This is a genomic window from Leptospira koniambonensis, from assembly GCF_004769555.1.
Classification (GTDB): Bacteria; Spirochaetota; Leptospiria; order Leptospirales; family Leptospiraceae; genus Leptospira_B; species Leptospira_B koniambonensis.
Genome location: NZ_RQFY01000004.1, coordinates 369,002 through 389,244, shown reverse-complemented (window position 1 = coordinate 389,244; position 20,243 = coordinate 369,002). Strand labels below are relative to the sequence as shown.

The following is a 20,243-nucleotide window of genomic DNA, read 5'->3' as shown; positions in this document are numbered from 1 at the left end:
CCTAAAATATCAGGAGGACTTCGGAAAATGCATAATCCCCCGTATGACTGATGCTTAACCGGATCGAATTCGGTTTTAAATTGTTTAGATAAGTCTCAAAATTTCCGTAAAAACGAAAATAGGGACGACCGTAATCGTCATTACGTATCTCTATTTCAGAATAATTTACAGTTAAATCAGGCTTTTGGAATAAACGATATCCATCCAATGCTTTGATCAGAGCTTCTTTTGCTGCATATCTTCCTGCAAAAAAACTTGCTCTTTGATTTTCAGGTTTTGTCTGTCCTTTATTTCTTTCCCAATCTGTAAAAGTAATTTTAAAGAAGAAGGTAGCCTTATCCTGTAAACTTTCCTTGAACTCAGGAATGAAAGTAAGATCAACTCCAACAGAAGCGTAAGGACTGCTAACAGATTCGAAACTTGGAAGAGTTTGTGATTCTAATTTCATTTTTTCTCTCCCTGTTTGGATCTGTAGTTTGCGTCCAAAAGAATACCGATTTCTTCTTCTTGGAAATAAGACTTTGTATGTCTTTCATACATAGGTTTTCCTATACCCATTCTTATCTCATGGTATCTGTTTCGGTTGGTGATCTCTCTTTTTCTTCTCAATATCAGATAGGTTTCTCTTTGTTCTGGAGTTAGAGCCGCTAAGAAATAATCTGAATGAACGAAAAGGCAAAGTGCACCCACATGTCCGAAACCTAAAGTAGTCAACATCCCGGCTTTAATATTATGTTTACCGAATGGAATACTTTCATCTGTAAAGGTAATGAACTGATAATCGTTCATATCCGGATCTACTTCTTCCAGGTTTCGGTTTCCAGTTACGATACCTTCTTCCAAAGTTTGTAATATTCCAATTGTCTGCCATGCTGCAGCTCCACCTTTGGAATGCCCTGTAAGAGATTTTTGAGAAACGACTGGTAATAGGTTTCCTGGACTTCTTCCTAACTTAGATAATAAATTATACAAAAGTTTGTTTTCATTCTTATCGTTTGCTTTTGTAGAAGTATCGTGTTTGTATGCGACTCCTATATCATCTGCAGTGAGTCCAAAAGCGGATAATGCAGTTCTCAGAGGTGATTTTTCTTTTTCAGATTCAGCACCTAAGGATAAAAGTCCGAGTCCTGGTGCAGGAATAGAAGCTTGGATACCATCTGTTTTGGAACCAGCGTATGCTAATATTCCATAAACAGGAAGTCCCGCTTCCAAAGCCAGGTCTGCTCTTGCGAGTAGAACGACTCCTCCACCTTGAGCTTCTACAAATCCACCTCTTCGGATATCGTTCGGGCGGCACATTCCTTTTGGATCGATGCCTTGTTCCAACATCTCTACACTGCTTGCGGTGGCTTGCATGTCTCCGAATCCAACTAAACTTTCCATCGCAAAATCATCGAAGGCGCCGGCTAACATAAAGCCCGCTTTACCTTCTTTGATCAAACTCGCTGCCATCTCTAAAGATATTCCTGCTGTGGCGCAGGCTGCGACTGGAGTTTGGACAGGACCATATCCTCCTACATAAGAGGTGAGAGCCCAAGCTGTAGTAACGTTGATTAACGATTCTTGCAGCGCGTCATGCTGTCTTTCTTTTCCAAGTAAGAAGTCGTGAAACATTCTTTTGAGTTTGCCCATTCCTCCCATACCTGATCCGACTGTGGAGCCTACGAGTCCTGGATGTATGAACCTATACAATTCCATAGGCTCCATTCCGGAGCGTAAGAATGCTTCGCATGTGCAATAAAGATTATATACTGTGATCGGATCTACTTGTGCGGTTAGATCTTTGGTTAGTCCGTATTTTGCTGGGTCCCATCCTTTCGGGATCTGTCCTGCAACTTTTCTATTGAAGTCAGAAGCTTTTCTGGCTTTGATCGTACTTCCTTTTTTCCTTCTTACGAACCATTTGTCTTTTTCAGTATCGTGATAAATTTCAGTAGCTTCAGGTTCTGCCTTCTTAAATTCCTCTGCTTCTTTTGAATTAGAAACAGGAATGAAGAAGTCTTCTTCCAAAACTACATCTACAAAGGAGAATAATGCAGATGGATCAAAACCAACTGATTCTTTATCTATGATCCGAATTCCAGTATGAGTTAAGATTTTCTCTTCATATTTGGATTTGATTTCCCATTCTGCGACAGCTTCTCCTGTTTCGGAGTCAGTCCAACTTCTTCCTTTATCTGCGGCTTGGTATTTGATAAAACCCATCATCCAAGCAAGTTCGAGAGCGGCTTCTAAGGAAAGTGTTCCTGATTTTTCCAATTCCCATCTCGTCATGGAACTTCCCGCAGGTCCTACTTCTGCGAAACCAACTACACAAATCGTTTGAGTTAGATCTAATTCTTTTAAATGTCCTATCCCATTCAGTTTAGCTTGAGAAGGGACAGAAGGATATTTATACACTTCCTTCGGTAAATATTCCCTCGCAATAGTTTCCTGTTTTTCTAATATAATTTTATTTTTAAGAGAGAAGGTTTCTTTTTTGATCTTGGCTTCTGAGAGAATATCTGTTCGGATCTTCCCTAAAGTTTTTCCAAGATCAGTTTGAGAATCCAGGCCGCCTGTGAAATTTGTTTTAGTAATTTGTTCAGAAGAATGGAATACAGAAGTGTGGATCAAGTTTCCTAAAAGTAGTCCCATTTCTCTTCTGGAGAATGTAAGCACGCCTGATTTTTCTTCTAACGCTTGAGCAACAAGGTCATTGGCTTCCATGAGGCCTGTTCCTCTTACCCAACCGATCACACAACCGTGGATCCTTGTATGTTTTCCCCAATCATCTTCTTCCGAGAATTTTTTGCGGAACAAAGTCTCAAGACCCAATTTAGTTTCAGCATACATTCCATCTCTTCCGAAGATCCCATGATTCGGTGAAAGAGGCAGGATCACATGAAGTGGAGACGTTTCCGTAGGTGTGTTTTTCACTCTTCCTAGAGTGCCTATCAGTTTTTCCACACCGAGCAACATGACTCTCAACGAAGTTAAAGAAGAATCATCCAATTGTGATCCAGTATTCTCTTCTCCAACTGCTCCGAATGGAATTAAAACATCAGGCTCCCAATCTTTTTGGATCAGCCATTCTGAAAGAGAACGTATGTCTTCAAAAGATCCTTGGGAGAAAGGAACTAAGGAGAGAGAAGCACCTTTTGCTCCGTACTTTTGGAATATTCTTTTATAGAATTTAACTTTTTCAGGAGAATAAGAAGTAGTCGTTAGAATAATATCCGCACCGCCAGCAAGCAATACGAATACAGTCTCCAACGCAATTGAGTTTGGACCTCCACCTGTTACTAAAACTTTCAGACCTGAAAAAGAAATTCCTTCGCCAGAAGAATGTAAAATGGAGTTTAGGATCGACTCAGTTTCTTTTTTATTTTCTGCCCAGCTGGCTCCCTGGTCCGTACTTGTTCCAATAGAAATTTTCCCCTGAAAGAAATCCTTTAATTTAGTAGAAGATTCTACTTCTTTAAAGTTTAAATTTCCTTCTTCTGAGATCTCTAATCTAGGACGTAATACAGAATTTTCTGCTTGGAAGATTGGTTTTCTATTTTGATCCCATTTAGAAGAAAGTGATCTTAAATATTCTCTTTTAGATCCTATGTTTTTCTTTTCTTCCGGAAATTGGATCTCGTCCTTTTGCAAAATTTGATCCCAATAGTTTAGAACCTGAGATAGAAGTGGGTTTGCATGATTTGCAAAATATTTTTCTTCTTCTAAACTTAAATGGTGCGACGCGCCGGTTCTGATCCTTGTAAGACCTTGCAGTAGTTTTTTCTTTGCCCATTGTTCCGAGTTTGAAAAACGAACTATTTTCTTTTCTTCAAATAAAGAAGAAGGAGCGGACTCTGCTTGGATCTTTTGCCTAGCTTCTTGTAGAACATTCAGATCCTTTATTAAGAATTCTGAAAATGGATCTTCTCCTAAGAGCCTGGATTGGAAATTTTTGATCGCTTTTCCAAAAATGCCTTCTGCTCCAAAATATTTTCTTTCTAATTCTTCTAAAGCCGCAGCATCTACTTTTGCTCCTCCAGAAGTTCCAGAGTTGTTCGCAGAAAGTTTTCCTATCCTGATCCCTTTGGACTGAGCAAATAGATCTACTGCTTTATCCAACCATTTGGAAGCTTCTTTAGAATTTCCGATCCGAGAGTTTAACGCGATGGAACTTAAGGCTCCTTTTCTCAACGACTCTCCTTCTCTTACATATAAAGGAAGAAAGATACTGACTGCAAAAATTCCAGAAGCACTCAGGCCTCTTTCTTCTTTTAAATATTTGAAAACTTCCGCTCTGCCAAAATCAGGCGGGAAAAATTTCTTTAAGGTTTCTTCAAAAGAAGTTCTGAGATAAGGTCCTGGTTGAGTATATGCAGATTGTTCTTCTAAGGATTTTACTAAATCCTTTAATGATTTTTCATGTGCTCCATCCAAACTTGTAGTCTTGAATTCCGCTCCTAGATCTGCCATGACCTGATTTCTTTTGGAAGAATTTCCTCCAAAAAGAATATCAATGTTCTCATCTTCTAAAATTTCTTCAGGTCGGATCCCTGCTTTCAAAGAAAGTAATACGAATAATGCATCTTTTTTAGTGAGATTTACGGATGCTTCTTCTCCACCGAATTGTTGGGACTCTTGAACGGTTTCTTGGATTTGTGTAGGAACGTTCTTAACTTCTATTTTCGCAGTCGGAGTTTCAATTGTAATAGGTTCCGGCATTTCTCTGAGTTTGGAAAATTCAGCCGTATTACAATCTTCTAATTCTGAAAAGACTATATTCCGATTTTCTTCTATATGTAGAATTTCAAAAGAAGAAGGATCCGAAACTTCTCTCAGAGTTTGCCTTGCCATACCTGCAAGATCTCCTCTGGCTCCTAGATCGATCAATCTTCTGACTTTCAAATCTTGGAAAAATTGGTCCTGGGTCTTGATCCATTGTACTGGCATTGCAAATTGGTAAGCAAGTAATTCGATTAGCAGGATACGTCTGAGTTCTTTATCAGAAATTTTCTGGTTTTCTTTTAAGATTTTTTCTAGGACCGGGCTTCCTGAAACTTCTCCAACATATTTTATAAATTCCTTATCGATGGAGAATGGTTTTGCCACCAAGTTCGGGATGTATTTTCCATCCAATTCTTCAAAGCCGGATATTTGTGGAACATTCGCTTCTAAAGTTTTTCTGAATTCTGCAACTCCGTTTACCAATACTCTAGAATGGAAAGGTACATCTATTCCTTCCAAACGAATTGTAGTCTTTTTGCCTCTTACAATTTCTTTAAAACGATTTTCCATTTCAGTGAGGGCTTTAAGGTCTCCCGTTACAGAATATTGTTTATCTCGTATGTTTAAGTTGACTACTTCCAGAGGAAGACCGGTTTCTTCTTTGATCTGTGCTACTACTTTCAGGATAGTTTCCTCGTCCAAACCTACATGACGATTTCCTAATACGACGCTCATTCCAAAGGGACTTCTTCCTTCTTTATCCCTTGGGACAAGACTTTGCATGGTAAGTCCTCTTCCATACACGATCCGGATCACATTTTCCAATCCTAAAAATCCTCTGGCAGATAGAGCGGAAAATTCTCCTAGAGAATGTCCTGCAAACGGTGCTTCTTGATCTAAAAATCCTCTTTCTTTTAAGATCTCCCAATCTGCCATCGACTTAGTTACCAAAGCAACTTGAGTAAATTGAGTGAGATGAAGAACTCCTTTAGGGTGATTCCAAACTTTTTTCCCTACTTTCAGCGAAGTTGGATTGTCTTGTACAATTTTTAAAAGAGAGAAACCTAACTCATCTCTTGTAGTGTTCTCTGCTCTTTGCCAAACATTTCTGGCTTCCGGAAATTCATCTCTGAGTTTCATTCCCATCCCTTGGGATTGAGAACCTTGGCCTGTGAATACATAGCCCGTTTTTTTAGGAGAAACAATTGCTTTAGCGCTTAATTTTCTTTCACCATTTCTATTCTCTAAACTGACAGATAGAATTTGAGATCCTTTCTTTTGGGAAACATGGATTGCCTCTAAAAGTAGTTCTTCTCCTAAATATACAGGAGCTTCGAATATTTCTTCGAAGGAAGATAATCTGGATGGATCTCCGTCGCATACATCTATTACGATTTGTTTAATTACTCTAGAAGAAGTCCAAAGCCCGTGAACAATTCTGTCCTTCCAGCCTGCATATTTTGCAAAATCAATATCAGTGTGGATTGGATTTGTATCTCCAGAAGCTGCAGAATATTCGCTCATGTCAGAAGGGGCGTAGAAAGTTTCGGATACGATCTTATAGGATTTCGTAAGTGGAATTTCTTGATCTGCTTCTGTAAGATTTAAGAAGAATCGATCGAATGATGTTGGAATTCCAACATTGGTTTTTTCTTCTGATTTAAATTTTCCCCATTCTTCCGAATGAGAACCTGAAACTTTCTGGATCTTACCTTCGATTGTATGAAGTTCCTGGTTTGAACCCAAAGATAGAACAAGGCGATTTGTAGAAGTGAACTTTAATTTAGATCCAACTGAGCTCGCTTCTTGATCTTCTCTTTTGTAAATCCAAGGGATAGAATTTAGAAGATTGGATTCTGCTTCCGATTTGATCAGAATACTTTTTTCGAAAGGTAAAGAATCGAATTCTTCGAATTTAGCATAAACATCTCGGATCAAAAATCCAGTTTGGAAAGAGCAGACTTTCTTCCCTTCTTTTGAAATTTCTCCCAAGATCTGTATCTCTTGGCCAGAACCTAATTTGCGAACTTTAGCAAGTCTTGCTTTGGATCTTAGTTTGTCTCCTGGGACCAAATCATTTGCTTCTTTTTCCCACTGGAAATTTTGAGAGAAGTGTAAAAGTCTAAATAAATTCTTATTTTCTAATGTAAATAATGGAGAGAGTAATACTTTCCATGCGAAAGCCGTGCTCATTCCAAGAGGAGGATTCGGATCTGATTTAAGATCTGTTCTTCTTAATTCTCCGATCGCTTTTCTGAAATTTAAAATAGATTCTTTATCGATTACGATCTCTGATTCTAATTCTTGAGAGATATTCTTAGAAGAATTCAGATCAATTTTTTGATCCAATCCCCATGTTTTCAAATAAAGGTCGAGGCCGGATTTTTCTTTAAAGGCAAGATCTTCTTCTATAAATGTTCCTGAAACTTTGCCTGCGCTAAACTTTCTTTGAAAAGGAATAGCATTCCCATCCTTAGGATCGTAGAAGAAAAGTTTTAACTCTGCAGAATCTTTTTCCGAAAGTTTTAACTCTACTTTTAGTTTGTTTTCTTCCCAGACTTGGATCAGTAACAATTCTTCTGAGCCGCTTGTTTCCCAAATAAATTTTCTGCCAATTCTTGGTTCAAAGAATAGTTTTAAATCGGAGGATGTTTGTCCGATTTTAGGAGATTTTAAAATAGCATTTAGGAATCCTTTTCCTAATTCTGCTAAAATCAATATCCAATCATTCGAATTTATATCAATGTTTTCGAATATAGAGACCGAATTATTTCTAATTTGTTCCTCTGAGAATAAATTCAGTATTTTTTTACCTTGAAAATCCGAATCGAATAAATCTTCCCAATGGATTTTTTTTGGTTTAGAATTAACTAAATTTATTTGCAGAAAGTTTTGGAAGATGGAAGAGACTGGTTCGTTTGCCTTATGAATTCCTTTGATGGCTTTTGGTCCTGGGATCCAAGCGCAAGAATCTGGCTCTATACCTACACAATGAGAATACCAAAGAGAATCGGAACGGATCCATTTTACTAAGTCTTCATCAATTACTGGGATAAAGTTTACTGGCTTACCTGGTCTTTTGCAAACGTTAAAGAAGAAGATTATATCTTCTGGTAAGATTAGAATTGTATCCGCGTTTTTATATCTGTTCTTCCATTCATTTAGAAAAACATTTGGATCAAAGTCAGATCCTATTTTTTCCAATATAGAATTCTGGTCCGATGGTTCTGAGACCCTAGATTCGAATCTTTGTACTAATTCTATAAATCTATTTCTGAAACTTTTATCTATAAATGGATGATCAGGCCAATTTCCTTCTGGAGAAATTAATCTTTGCCCTGGACAGGTTAACTCTAAATATCTGGAAAGAATTTGAGTATAACTCATCTCTTCTAGATCACCGAAATAAGGTTTGGCAGTAGAATTAATGAGAGAAACTAATTCTTTCTTTTTGGATAATACTACTTTTTTAGCTTCTTCAGTTTCTTTTCCTTTTGTTAATTCTTCAGCGAGCGACGAAAGTTTGGTCCAAGTATTTTCTGCGTAATAAATATCAGCGCCTAGTCCTGATCTTCCCGAGATTACTCCTCCCGCGTTTTTTCCTTCTTGGGTTGTTTTCCAATTTTCAGATCCTGAGATATCTACCAAGGCTTGTTTAATTTTTTCTGATGTAGCACATTCTTTTGCGGCCATGAGTCTTGTGCCTAAGAAGACTGCATCTACTGGCATTGGGTTTTTTCCTGCCCAGTTTCCGAATAACCAAAATTTTGAATCTTGAGGTTCTGCAATTCCCCCACCGACTGCTAAGATAATATTCTTACAATCTCTAATCTCGCCATAGGTTGAACGAACTAGTTCTTCTAGATCTTCCCAGCTATGATGTCCTCCTGCAGCTCCACCTTCTATCTGCATTAGGATTTTTGAATCTGGTATTTGTTTTGCGATAGAGATAACTTGTCGGATCTGTTTTTGGGTTCCAGGCTTGAAAGAATTTAGCCAAATCCCGTGAGCTTCAAAATCTTTTAATATTCGAATTGCTTCTTCGGCTTCTGGAATACCCGCAGAGATGGTGACTCCTTCGATAGGAGCTCCTTCACTTTTTAGTTTTTTCACTAACGGAACTTGCAGATTCCATAAATAAGCATCTAGGTATAGAAGATTGATTACTATGCCGACTCCTGGAGGTAATTCTTTTCGAAATACATCCATTCTTTTTCTGAATAGTTCTTCGGTTACCTGTCCTCCGCCTGCCCATTCTACCAAATATCCTTCCTTTGCGGCAGAGATAACTATTCCAGGTTCAACGGTAGAAGGAGTCATACCTCCTCCGAAGATAGGAGCTCTTCCTGTCCAAACAGAATAATTGTTTTTTAAGAAAACTTTTCCATTAGGAAGTTCTACTGTTTCTGGTTGGAATTCTTTCCATGATTTAGGAAATTCTAAATTAGTTTCTTTGGTAAAGGATCTGTAAGATTCAGGTTTGCTTAAGTTTCGAACTAGATAGGATTTTCCTTTTAGAGTAGGGGAGCATAATTTTTCGGCATCTACTCCTGGTCCGAATGATATCAGAAGAATTTTAGCTTCCTCTTTTTCTAAACTTCCTAAGCAGATTTCCCAATCTAATATTTCTGCTACTGCCATTCTAGACAATGCGAGTGCAATATCTGATTCAGTTCTGAGATCTCTTCCATCTCTTGTATCGTATAAAGGAATTTTTAGATCAGATTGTTTTGGATTGAATCCAATTCTTTTGACATCCTCCTCTAAGAGTACAGGAACTCTTCTTAATAAAGGGCTATGAAATGGAGCAGAAATTTTTAGGAATGTCCAGGATTCCAGATTAGGAAAGCTATTATTAGTAAGGAAAGTTCTGAATTCTAATAAAGACTCTGGAGAACCGCAGACTACTCGAGCCTTTGGTCCATTCTTCAAGCCTAAATATACTGTGTCCTCGGAACTTCTGTTTACATTGAATTTTTCTAATTCTTCAGTTAATAAGGGGTCGTTTTCCGATTTTAAGGCGGCCATAGGAGAGGGAATCTCATCCGCTTTCAAAAATCTTTTTGCAGTAACATCCAATTCTAAAATTGGAAATTCCTCTTGGACTCGGATCCCTAAGCTGATCAAGTTCCGAAGTATCAGCGACAGATTTTTTAAGAATGTGGGTTTATCTGGGGAAGAAGATAATAAGAATCCAGCGTATACTCCTTGGGAATGGCCAAATATGCCCGAGGTCTCGTTAAATAGAGCCTCCCAATTAGATTCATCTTGGAGAACTCTAAATAAAGCAGAAGCTTGGGCTAGAAAGATAAGTGGAATACTATAAGAACAATTCTTTAAGATGGAATGATCCGGAGTTAGTTCAGGTTGATCCAACCATTCCTTTAAATGAAAACCTAAGGGTAATGCTCCTATAAGTCTATCTTTATGGATTGCCTTACATTCCTCTTCGATAGATGAGAAGACAGTTTGCCAAAATTCAGAATGAGAATGACCTTCTTCATAGAAGGAACGTAACTCAGGAATAGGATCTATACCTTGCCCACCGAAGGTTACAAATGTTTTAGCAGATTGAGCGGAAAGATTTTTAAAGAGTGATGATACTTGTTCAGAAGGCAAAGCTCCGCTTGAATAATTCGTTTTCATATATTGACCCTTCCATTTTTATTTTTTCATTTATGAAGATTTCATTTGAAATGGAAGAGTTTACGTTTTGATTTCAAGAAAAAAATTTTTTACGCTTAATAAAATCAAAATCGTAATGCGCGAACGCTGTTCCATGAGATGTAACAAATGCTATACATATCTATTTTCCTATTTTATAATATGAATGTATAATTATTATGCTGATGAACATTTGTTAGTTAAATAAGTTAGTTAACAATTGTTCGCTAATTGTGTTTGCTTATTGTTTAAGATTCTTTATTTTATTGATATAGATGGATCAATAAGTGAACGTTTGTTTATTTTATATTATAAAAACTTAAAGTCAATTTGGTGTATAGGGGTGGGAGTAGCATGAAGAAGTATTCATTTTACGGCATTCTATCATTGGTATGCGCATATTCGATTTGGGCTTATTCTTTTTTGGGAAATTCGCCTGAAGACAAAGCTATTGAGATAAGTTCTTACTTTTACGGCAGGGATTCCTCTAAAGGAAACTTGATTGGAGTAGAGCCTTTTATGGTTCCTGGCGATTATTCGAACCGTAATAGGTTCTTAGATAAGACCGAATCATATTTTATACGCGCAAAAGAAGCCGGATGGATCACTGATAAGACAATTTTTGTTTTTCCTGAATATTACGGAACCTGGTTGGTTGTTTCAGGAGAAAAAACATCTTTATATACTTCCCCAAACCTGCAATCCGGAATGGTTTATTTCATTTTTCGAAACCCTTTTTCCTTTTTGTATCATCTGATTACTTCTAAGGAGAATGATAAGGTTCAGGCGGCTATATTTAAGATCAAAGCAAATGAGATGAAGGAAATCTATGAAAGTACCTTCTCTGCCCTTGCTCAGAAATACCAAACAACGATCTTGGCTGGGTCTATAGTTTTACCTTCTCCTTCTGTTCAGAATGGTAAGATTATTTTAGGTCCTTCTTCTTTATTTAATACAAGCTTTGTGTTTGGAAAAGATGGTTCTGTTTTAGGCGAACCGATCCGTAAAAAGTTTTTAACGGAAGAAGAGAAACCATTCTTAGATCCTAATTCGAAATCAGGGACAGTAATAGATACTCCTATAGGAAGAATGGGAGTTTTGGTTTGTGCCGACTCTTGGTATCCTGAATCTTATTCGAATTTAAAAGAATCTGGTGCAGACTTCGTTGCAGTTCCTTCTTATATCAATCGAGGAGAGGTTTCCGTTTGGGATCAATCTTGGGCTGGTTATAATGGAGAAAAAAATCCTTCTGATGTAGATCCAAAGGATATTGGAAAGATCACAGAGGGGCAGGCCTGGAAAAAATACGCATTGGAAACCAGGGCGGCCAGATCCGGATTTAAAAATGGGATCAACGTGTTTTTGCAAGGGAAACTATGGGATCTGGAATCGGACGGCCAGGCTTTTATCTTACGAAATGGAAAGCCTGAAACAGTTTTAGTTTCTCCACATAATAAAAATAGAATATATAATGTTTGGCTTTAGGCTTTCAGTTTACTTAAAAAATCTGAAAAGACTCCGCTCGTAGGCAAAAGTATAACCTCTCCTTTTTTTAAAGGAACCTTAGGCACCATATACTCTACACCTGCAAACCAAGGTAGGAAATACTTACTGATTGCCATTACACCGGAAACATCAAACCCGGTAGTGGCGATCACCTTAATTCCTTCGAATCCGTCCTGGTAGATCTTACGGATCATCCAGAGGCCTGAGGTTTGGGTTTCCATTGTGATATCAGTGATGATAGCTTTGAGTTTATGTTTATTAGCGAGATAAAGATCCCAGCCTTGGGATGCATCGATTGCACGCAGGACTTCGCATCCATTTTCTTGGAGATAAGTTTTAAGATTATTGGCATAACGATCATTGTCGTCCACTACAAGAACTAATGGTTTCAAGGCAGCATCCCCGCTCCGGCGTATTGGTTGTCTGTAAGTTTACGATAAAGACCGTTTTGTTCCATTAGAGAAGTATGATTTCCTTCTTCTACAATTCTTCCGTTGTCCATTACAAGTATTCGTGGAATGTCTTTGATCGTGGAAAGTCTATGTGCGATCACAAATGTAGTACGGTTTGCGAATAATCTGCGGAATGCATCGCTTACTAATCTTTCTGACTCGGCATCTAAAGCAGATGTTGCTTCATCCAAGATCATAATCTCTGGATCTCTTAATAGAGCCCTTGCGATCACAAGCCTTTGTCGTTGCCCGCCTGAAAGATTTAAACCTCTCACCCCTAGGATACTATCGTATCCATTGTCCATTTGTTTGATGAAGTCATGAGCATGGGCAAGTCTTGCAGCTCTAATCACATCTTTTCTACTCGCTCCTGGTTTTCCATAAGCGATATTATCAGCGACTTTTCCGTGAAATAGAAAAATATCTTGGGTTACGATCCCAATTTTATTACGTAGATCTGCAAGAGAAAGGTCTTTAATATTCTCTCCATCGAACTCTATTGATCCAACACTTGGGTCAAAGAATCTAGGAATTAAGTCCATTAAAGTGGACTTCCCGCAGCCGCTGGCTCCAACGATCGCGATTGTTTCTCCTACTTTCACATTCAAGTTGATATCTTTCAGGACTTCTGCATTTGTTCCTGGATAAGCAAAGTTGATCCCTTTGAATTGAATAGAGTTAGTGACTCTTTCTACTTTTACTTTTTCATCTTCGCTATGATCTTCTGTTTCCAGATCTATGATCTCGAAGATCCTTCTTCCTGCTATGATAGCTTGGGAAATTTTTCCCACCATCTGTGATAATTGTGTTAATGGGCGGAGAAGGAAAAGAAGTGTGAGCAGGAACACCATGAATTGTCCCACTGTGAATGGAGAGCCTACATTTCCTGCGAGAATATACCTTGCGCCTAAAGCAAAAAATCCAAGAGCAACTAAAGAAGAAGTTAATTCTACCAAGCTCGGCGCGATCTGAAGATAATATTGCCCTTTAAAATTTCTACGATAAACGTTCTGATTGATCTTCTGGAATTTTTCTTTTTCATATTTTTCAGTATTAAAAACACGGATCACTTTAATACCAGAGATCATCTCTTGAAGATTCGCGTTCAGATCAGCAAGTTTCTCTTGGAATCTTTCTGTGGATCTTGTGATCTTTTTAGTGAATAATGTCACTGGCAGAATGATCAAAGGTACAGTTCCACAAGCGATAAGAAGAAGTTCAGTATTCAGATAAAGTAATACTAAAAGGTGAGTGATCACATAGAAAAAGTTGATCGTAGCATCTCTGAAGTTAGAAGAGATCACAGCTGCTACTACTTCTACGTCGTTGATGATCCTGCTCATCAAAAGCCCTGTTTTTTCTTTAAAGAAAAAAGTAAGAGGGAGCATTTGATTCTTCTCGAATAATTCCTGTCGTATATCCCTCACAGCCCAATAACCAGCGGTAGCAAGACAATACACGGAAGCAAGATATGTGAGCAGTTTGAGTCCATATAAAGGAAGGATCAAAAGACAAACTGCCCAAACCACTTCCTTAGGCTCCATATACTTAGTACGACCGTTGGACCATCTTTTAACATCGATAAGAACTTTCTTAGCCCTTTCGACCGGGTTTAATCGGATCTCTAAATTAGATTCTTCTTTAGTAATGATCTCTTGTTCTGCGTCAGTAAATTCGAATTGGAAGCGAGTGTTTGGATCCGCTGCCATTGTATCGAATAAAGGAATGATAGAAGTTAAAGAGACTGCATTTAAGACTGCAGTGAGAAGAGCGAATGCAATACCTAATGAAAATCTGTACTTATAACGTACTGAATAACTCATTAAGCGGAAGAAAATTTTCATTTGTTTTATGCTTCTGAAACGATTCGAGAAAAGTTTCTCACCAGTTCCAATCCGTTTTGTGTCATGATAGACTCTGGATGGAATTGAACTCCATATAAATGAGGTTTTGTTTTATGACGCACTCCCATGATAATCCCATCTTCCGTCTTAGAGGAAATTTCTAATACATCAGGAAGACTTTCTGGCTGGATCACAAGAGAATGATATCTAGTAGCTAAAAATGGGGAAGGCAAGGATTTATAAATATCCTTACCATCATGTTCTATTAAGCTTACTTTACCGTGCATGATATTTGGAGCGTTTACGATCTTTCCGCCATGGACAAGGCCAATTGCTTGGTGACCTAAACATACACCTAAGATCGGTAATTGTCCTGCCAGTTCTTTTAAAATATCAATACAAACTCCTGAATCTTCAGGACGTCCTGGACCTGGACTTAAGATAATTCCTTTCGGATTTAATCTTTTGATCTCGCTTAGATCGATCTTATCATTGCGGAAAACTTCTACCTTATTGCCGATCTGCGAAAAATACTGATACAGATTGTATGTAAAAGAATCGTAATTGTCTACGAGAAGGATCATCTATTCCATTCTCCTTTCAATCCGTTTCTTGCGAAGTCTACTGCACGTAGTAATGCGGCCATTTTGTTTTTGGTCTCTTCTAATTCGCCTTCGGGGGAAGAATCATAAACTACTCCACCACCTGCTTGGACGAATGCCTTCTCTCCGTAAAAAGAGATAGTGCGGATCACGATTGCCATGTCAGTATCTCCTTGGTAAGAAATATAACCTAAGGCTCCTGAATAAATTCCTCGTCGTGTCCTTTCTAATTCGTCTATGATTTCCATAGCTCTGATCTTAGGTGCACCTGAAACTGTTCCCGCAGGAAGAGTTGCGCGGAGAAGATCGTAAACCGATTTTTCTTCTTCCAAAATGCCGGAACATTGGCTTACGATATGCATAACGTGGGAATATTTTTCTATAATTTTGAAATCTTCTACTCGAACACTTCCTGCTTCGCAAACTCTACCTAAGTCATTTCTTCCTAGGTCAACGAGCATAATATGTTCAGCGATCTCTTTGGGATCCGCTAAAAGATTCTCTTCCAAAAGTTTGTCTGCTTCCGGATTCGCTCCTCTAGGTCTTGTACCTGCGATTGGTCGGAGGTAAGTTTTTCTATCCTTACATTTTACCATGATCTCAGGAGAAGATCCCACCAAGGAAATATCATCCAACTTTAGGAAATACATATAAGGACTTGGATTTACAGTTCTTAATCCGCGATACACTTGGAAAGGAGGAACACCTGGTCGGAATTCCAACTTTCTAGAAGGAACTACTTGGAAGATATCTCCCGCGTAAATATATTCCTTAGCTTTCTGAACTGCTTTTTTATAATCTTCGTCAGGAATATTAGGAGTGTATTCTAACTTTTCTTTGGATTCTAACGGATGCTTAACCCAACCAGGAAGTTCTCCTTCTCTGATCTCTTTTTCGATTGCATCAATTCTTTCTAATGTAGCTTCGTAACAAGCTTTAGGATCTTCGTATTCTGAAAGACGTGCATTTACAACGATCCTTAAAAGACGATCCACATGATCTACTACAAGAACCTCATCGTATAACGCAAAGTATGCATCTGGTGCTGGTTCATCTTCTGGTTTAGTATCTGGAATATTTTCGTAATAACGTACGGCACCAAAGGAAAGAAATCCTACTGCTCCACCTTGGAAGGAAGGAAGTCTATGATCCGGAACGTATTTATCGTCTCCCATAGAATATTCCAATAGGAATAACGGATCATAAGTGATTATCTCTGTTTCAGGTTCTTTTCTTTTTGAAACATAGAATAGACCGTTCTTACCGTAGAGCAATCGATACGGATCTTTTCCTAAGAAGGAATTCCTACCGACATTCTCTCCACCTTCTACTGATTCTAGAAGAAAAGAATGTTTGGCCTCGGTGCCTCCCCATTTTGCAAAAAGAGACACCGGGGTTTCCAAATCTAAGAAGACTTGTTTGAAAACAGGGACCAAATTCCCGAGTTTTGTTTTCTCTAGGAATTCTTCGTATGTTAAGGAAAATTCCTTCAGAGGTTCGGTCCTTCTATCCCTTTACCTTCTGTTAGGTAACGAGAGATGATCAATCTTTGGATTTGAGAAGTTCCCTCATAAATTTGGAAAATTTTTGCATCTCTCATCAGTTTTTCAACTGGGTATTCAGAGTTAAAACCGTAACCACCTAATACTTGAACTGCGTCAGTTGTGATTCTCATACAAGCATCTGCGCAGAATACCTTAGCGATAGAAGCTTGGTAAGTATTTCTGAAACCGTTATCGATCAACCAAGCAGCTTGGTGACAAAGAAGTCTTCCTGCTTCTATATCTCTCGCCATCTCTGCTATCATAAAGGAAATAGCTTGGTTCTCCATGATCGGTTTACCAAATGCAGTTCTAGTCTTTGCATATTCTAATGCATGTTCCATGGCAGCTCTCGCAACACCAACTGCTCCGATCGCAACACCCGGACGAGTATGATCAAATGCTCCCATTGCGATCTTAAATCCATCGCCTTCTTTACCGATCATTTGGCTTTTATGGACTTTCACTTCTTCGAAAGTGATCCCTCGGGTGTCGGAACATTTTTGTCCCATGTTCAATTCTTTTTTGCCGACTACCACACCTGGGGTTTTGGAGCTAACTATAAATCCTGTGATACCTTTATGACCTGCAGCAGGATCAGTTTTAGTAAGTACGAAAAACCAATCCGCATAACCTGCGTTAGTGATCCACATTTTGGAACCGTTGATGATATATTCGTCTCCAACTTTTCTTGCAGTAGTGCGGATTCCCGCAACGTCAGAACCTGCACCAGGTTCTGTAACTGCGTAAGCGCAGAGTTGGAATTGTTCAGTCATAGGCTGAATCCATTTTTTCAGGACCTCGTCACTTGCTCCGATAAGAACTGGTGCCAATGCCAAGTTGTTTGCAAGGATAGCAGTTGCCATTGCAGAACAACCCCAGAATAATTCCTCTCCGATGATTGTATCATCTAACTCGGTCATTCCGGCTCCGTTATATTTTTCCGGAATATGGATATTCATTAAGCCGATTTCCCAGGCTTTTTTCAAGATCTGAAGAGGATACTCTCCCGTTTTATCATGATGTTCTGCTTTTGGGCGAATCTCATTTTTTGCAAAATCTCTGGCAAGGCCTCTGAGCGCTTTTTGATCGTCTGAAAGAGCGAAATCCATTATAACTATAACCTTAATTGGAATGAGGGCAATCTGCGGGAGACGCGATGTATGAACCCTGGGAACAGGTTCTAAGCGGAAGGGTACCGAGTCAAGAACGTACGATTGGATTAGGAGAGACGAGAAAAATCCGGAAATCGCTTAAATGCCTAAAAGACGGCATTGGGTTTGGGGTTTAGTTTTGGAAATAAATTTCCGTTGAAGATATAATAAGCGAAAAACTCTCTTCCTCTAAGACCCGAATGAGTTTTCCTTTAGTTCCATGAAGTAGGTTTCAAATCCTTCTTTTAAATATGTTTTATAAAAAAAGAAGAAGGCTAGTTTAGCAAAATTTTATATAAACTTTTGAATTTTGATTGTGGGCGGTCTGAACTTTTCCGGATTATCTTTAACCTCGGCCCCGGGATTTTTCTGAGGCCAAAACAATTAAAAGGATAATGTCCATGAAAAAACTAGTATTAGCGATTACTACTCTTGCTCTCGTTGCAGCTTTCGCACTAAGCGCAGAAGAGAAAAAAGAGGCTCCTAAAAAAGAGGAAGCAAAGAAAGAAGCACCTAAGGCTGACGCTAAGAAAGAAGCAAAAAAATAATCCCGAAAGGGCTTATGACGTCAGCACTGGATATAAGAGTGCAGCGACAAAAAGGGCCTCCCGCAAAGGAGGCCCTTTTTTATTTGAATGGTTTATTAAAATAGGATCAGAAGAAAAAGAGTGATTTTGGCGTTAGATTAAATACGCTTGCCTTAGTAATATTTCATACGGTTCAAAGGTATTTTATTGTGTCTACATTTAGGAAACTTGCGTTTTTGCTTTCTTTTTTCCTTTCTCTTTCTTTGTTTTCCGGGCCAAAAAGTGAAAGACAACTTGCCGTTACTGTTTACGGATTTTATCAAATAGAACCAATTCAAAAAGATGGAATTAGTCCTAATTTGCTTCCTGGAGACCTGGTTGAGATTGACCTACCTCCTCGATCCTTTTGGGTTTTAGAAAAAGATGAGTCCATCGCTAAAAAAATCATAATTAAAACTAACCATGGAATAGGGAAGGTCCCACGGTTGAAACTATTGTTTGGCACGGAATTCTTTCCGATCCAGAAGGCCAGCCGCAAGAATTATAAAACTGAATTACAAACTGAACTATTAATCTCTCCTCAAGTATTAGCAAAAAGGATAAGTAACATGGAGGAGGGGCAAATACTTCATTTGCAATTTGAAACAATAGATGAATTTGATATCGCTGGCAAGAGAGGGCGTTGGTATTTTGGTGGCTCTGAATTTGCGAAAGCAGGATGGCTCTTTATTGAAAATCAGGAAGATATTGGCAAGGTCTCGAATAAGGAAAAATTATCAGAAGTCTCGGAAAATGGATGGGTTAACGTCTCTTATTTAGAGGATTTTGTATATGGTATTAAAGATGGAAATTTGATTAAAAGGGAAAAGAAAAATATATCAACTTATTCCTCCTATATTCCTTTCTCAAAAAAAATTATAAAGTCGAATGGAGAAGTATTCATCTATTTGAAAGAGTCAATATTTTCCTTGTCCGGTGGTCACGTGGATGGAAAGGAAGAAAATGTAATTGGATATGTCTCTGCCTCTTCTTTAAATTATGGTTTAGATCTATTTACTATAACTGCGAAGGATTTTATCGAAAAGTATGGAGAATCACTCGCAATTCAAATTGCGCGAGCATATGCATATCAGGTTGACTTTCATAACATAGATTTAAAGGAATTTGCTTTCGGAAATAAAAAGGGATACGTTGTATATCCAACTGAATATTCAGGCGATTATATTCCTATAAAAAGACAATACGGAAAATTCTTTATACAATCAGGGAATGAATTTATCGAAACAGGACATACTTTTCATAACGTGGAGTCCTTCGATTTCAACGGTGATGGAAATGATGAAATTATTCATTCTTTTCCGCGGAATATTCCAGGCAGCGGCAATGGATTGAGTATCTATAGTTTATTTAAAGGTGATAAATTGATTCTTCTTTGGGGAGAAGATTTAGAATGCACGGAGTATTATTTAGATAAAGGTGAAATTTCAATCACTGGGAAATTTCCGGACCATAATCAAGAGGTATCTTGTCAGGGGAAAGAATATGAAAAGAAATTTAACTGGGAGCCAGGATCTGACTTTGCAGAAATTACTAACTAATACTATATTTTATGAAATTTTAGAATTTCATAAAATCTGCAATCTATACGTTTAAGGCCAAAAAGGATCCGGCTGGGTTTAAGCCGCACTGGATATAAGAGTGCAGCGACAAAAAGGGCCTCCCGCAAAGGAGGCCCTTTTTTATTTCAATATAGCAAGAAGAACTATCTGTTAATCGTCTTCAAAAAAGGATCCGGCTGGGTTTAAGCCGCACCGGATATAAGAGTGAAGCGACGATAGGAGTCCGAAGACTCCTGTTTCTTATTCATAAGATCAACCCCTCATTGTCAGCTATTTTTTCCCACAGGCAAACTTCTGTATTTTTTGGACCCATTTACGTAATTACGGATTTTTTATCTGTTATAACGTAATTTTTGCTTGTAAGGCAGATGTCCTTGTGGTATGGTCTTTTGCACACCGGAAGGTGGAATTAAGGAAAAGGAAGAATTCTAAATGAAAAAACTAGTATTAGCAATCACCACTTTGTCTCTTGTAGCAGCTTTTGCTTTAAGCGCGGAAGAAAAGAAAGAAGCTCCTAAAAAAGAAGAAGCAAAGAAAGAAGCTCCAAAAGCTGATCCTAAAAAAGACGCAAAGAAATAATATAAGAACGGAAAAGTAGAATTCCGAACTTCGATTATTCTCTAGATC

At 38.3% G+C, this 20,243-nt stretch carries 11 protein-coding genes; 4 read left to right on the top strand and 7 right to left on the bottom strand.

Annotated elements, in window-relative coordinates:
• Window position 1 precedes the first annotated feature (1 nt).
• Both EHQ52_RS05830 and EHQ52_RS05825 read right to left on the bottom strand, forming a co-directional pair.
• Window positions 2-448 carry a holo-ACP synthase gene (locus EHQ52_RS05830; protein WP_135614308.1) on the bottom strand — a complete coding sequence of 149 codons (447 nt, stop codon included), beginning with the start codon at window positions 446-448 and terminating at the stop codon, window positions 2-4.
• Window positions 445-10,353, bottom strand: coding sequence for a type I polyketide synthase (locus tag EHQ52_RS05825; RefSeq protein ID WP_135614307.1), 9,909 nt, complete (start codon window positions 10,351-10,353; stop codon window positions 445-447). Before EHQ52_RS05825 ends, EHQ52_RS05830 begins: the two co-directional genes overlap by 4 nt.
• Window positions 10,354-10,725: 372 nt before the next feature.
• Between EHQ52_RS05825 and EHQ52_RS05820 the strand changes: the two genes are divergently transcribed.
• A complete protein-coding gene (locus EHQ52_RS05820; protein ID WP_135614306.1) occupies window positions 10,726-11,856 on the top strand; it encodes a carbon-nitrogen hydrolase family protein in 1,131 nt (376 codons plus the stop codon).
• On the opposite strand, the gene EHQ52_RS05815 is transcribed toward EHQ52_RS05820, so the two are convergent.
• From EHQ52_RS05815 to EHQ52_RS05795, 5 genes are all read right to left on the bottom strand, one after another.
• Window positions 11,853-12,269: a response regulator gene (locus EHQ52_RS05815; RefSeq protein WP_135614305.1), complete on the bottom strand. Its 417-nt coding sequence runs from the start codon at window positions 12,267-12,269 to the stop codon at window positions 11,853-11,855. The genes EHQ52_RS05820 and EHQ52_RS05815 overlap by 4 nt on opposite strands.
• On the bottom strand, window positions 12,266-14,173 hold the full coding sequence (locus EHQ52_RS05810; RefSeq protein ID WP_135614304.1) for an ABC transporter ATP-binding protein: 1,908 nt from the start codon (window positions 14,171-14,173) through the stop codon (window positions 12,266-12,268). Before EHQ52_RS05810 ends, EHQ52_RS05815 begins: the two co-directional genes overlap by 4 nt.
• Window positions 14,174-14,178: 5 nt before the next feature.
• Entirely contained in the window at window positions 14,179-14,757 is a 579-nt protein-coding gene (locus EHQ52_RS05805; RefSeq protein WP_135614303.1) for an anthranilate synthase component II, read from the bottom strand.
• Window positions 14,754-16,178: an anthranilate synthase component I gene (gene trpE / locus EHQ52_RS05800; RefSeq protein ID WP_208653459.1), complete on the bottom strand. Its 1,425-nt coding sequence runs from the start codon at window positions 16,176-16,178 to the stop codon at window positions 14,754-14,756. Before trpE ends, EHQ52_RS05805 begins: the two co-directional genes overlap by 4 nt.
• Before the next feature lie 86 nt (window positions 16,179-16,264).
• Entirely contained in the window at window positions 16,265-17,428 is a 1,164-nt protein-coding gene (locus tag EHQ52_RS05795; protein WP_135614301.1) for an acyl-CoA dehydrogenase family protein, read from the bottom strand.
• 443 nt (window positions 17,429-17,871) lie between these two features.
• Here EHQ52_RS05795 and EHQ52_RS20045 point away from each other — a divergent pair, with 443 nt between their 5' ends.
• The 3 genes from EHQ52_RS20045 to EHQ52_RS20040 all read left to right on the top strand — a co-directional run bounded on the left by EHQ52_RS20045 (window position 17,872) and on the right by EHQ52_RS20040 (window position 20,195).
• Window positions 17,872-18,018 (top strand): hypothetical protein, encoded by a 147-nt coding sequence (locus EHQ52_RS20045; protein ID WP_167492184.1) that lies wholly within the window; start codon window positions 17,872-17,874, stop codon window positions 18,016-18,018.
• A gap of 215 nt (window positions 18,019-18,233) precedes the next feature.
• Complete coding sequence (locus EHQ52_RS05790) at window positions 18,234-19,595, top strand: hypothetical protein (RefSeq protein WP_135614300.1); 1,362 nt, start codon at window positions 18,234-18,236, stop codon at window positions 19,593-19,595.
• A gap of 453 nt (window positions 19,596-20,048) precedes the next feature.
• On the top strand, window positions 20,049-20,195 hold the full coding sequence (locus EHQ52_RS20040) for a hypothetical protein (RefSeq protein ID WP_165782587.1): 147 nt from the start codon (window positions 20,049-20,051) through the stop codon (window positions 20,193-20,195).
• The last annotated feature ends 48 nt before the right edge of the window (window positions 20,196-20,243 follow it).

What these genes read in the sequence shown, in the direction of transcription:
- EHQ52_RS05830 (WP_135614308.1), bottom strand. Translation starts at nt 448, where the DNA reads ATGAAATTAGAATCACAAACTCTTCCAAGTTTCGAATCTGTTAGCAGT.
- EHQ52_RS20040 (WP_165782587.1), top strand. Translation starts at nt 20,049, where the DNA reads ATGAAAAAACTAGTATTAGCAATCACCACTTTGTCTCTTGTAGCAGCT.
- EHQ52_RS05825 (WP_135614307.1), bottom strand. Translation starts at nt 10,353, where the DNA reads ATGAAAACGAATTATTCAAGCGGAGCTTTGCCTTCTGAACAAGTATCA.
- EHQ52_RS05820 (WP_135614306.1), top strand. Translation starts at nt 10,726, where the DNA reads ATGAAGAAGTATTCATTTTACGGCATTCTATCATTGGTATGCGCATAT.
- EHQ52_RS05810 (WP_135614304.1), bottom strand. Translation starts at nt 14,173, where the DNA reads ATGAAAATTTTCTTCCGCTTAATGAGTTATTCAGTACGTTATAAGTAC.
- EHQ52_RS05795 (WP_135614301.1), bottom strand. Translation starts at nt 17,428, where the DNA reads ATGGATTTCGCTCTTTCAGACGATCAAAAAGCGCTCAGAGGCCTTGCC.
- EHQ52_RS20045 (WP_167492184.1), top strand. Translation starts at nt 17,872, where the DNA reads ATGAAAAAACTAGTATTAGCGATTACTACTCTTGCTCTCGTTGCAGCT.
- EHQ52_RS05805 (WP_135614303.1), bottom strand. Translation starts at nt 14,757, where the DNA reads ATGATCCTTCTCGTAGACAATTACGATTCTTTTACATACAATCTGTAT.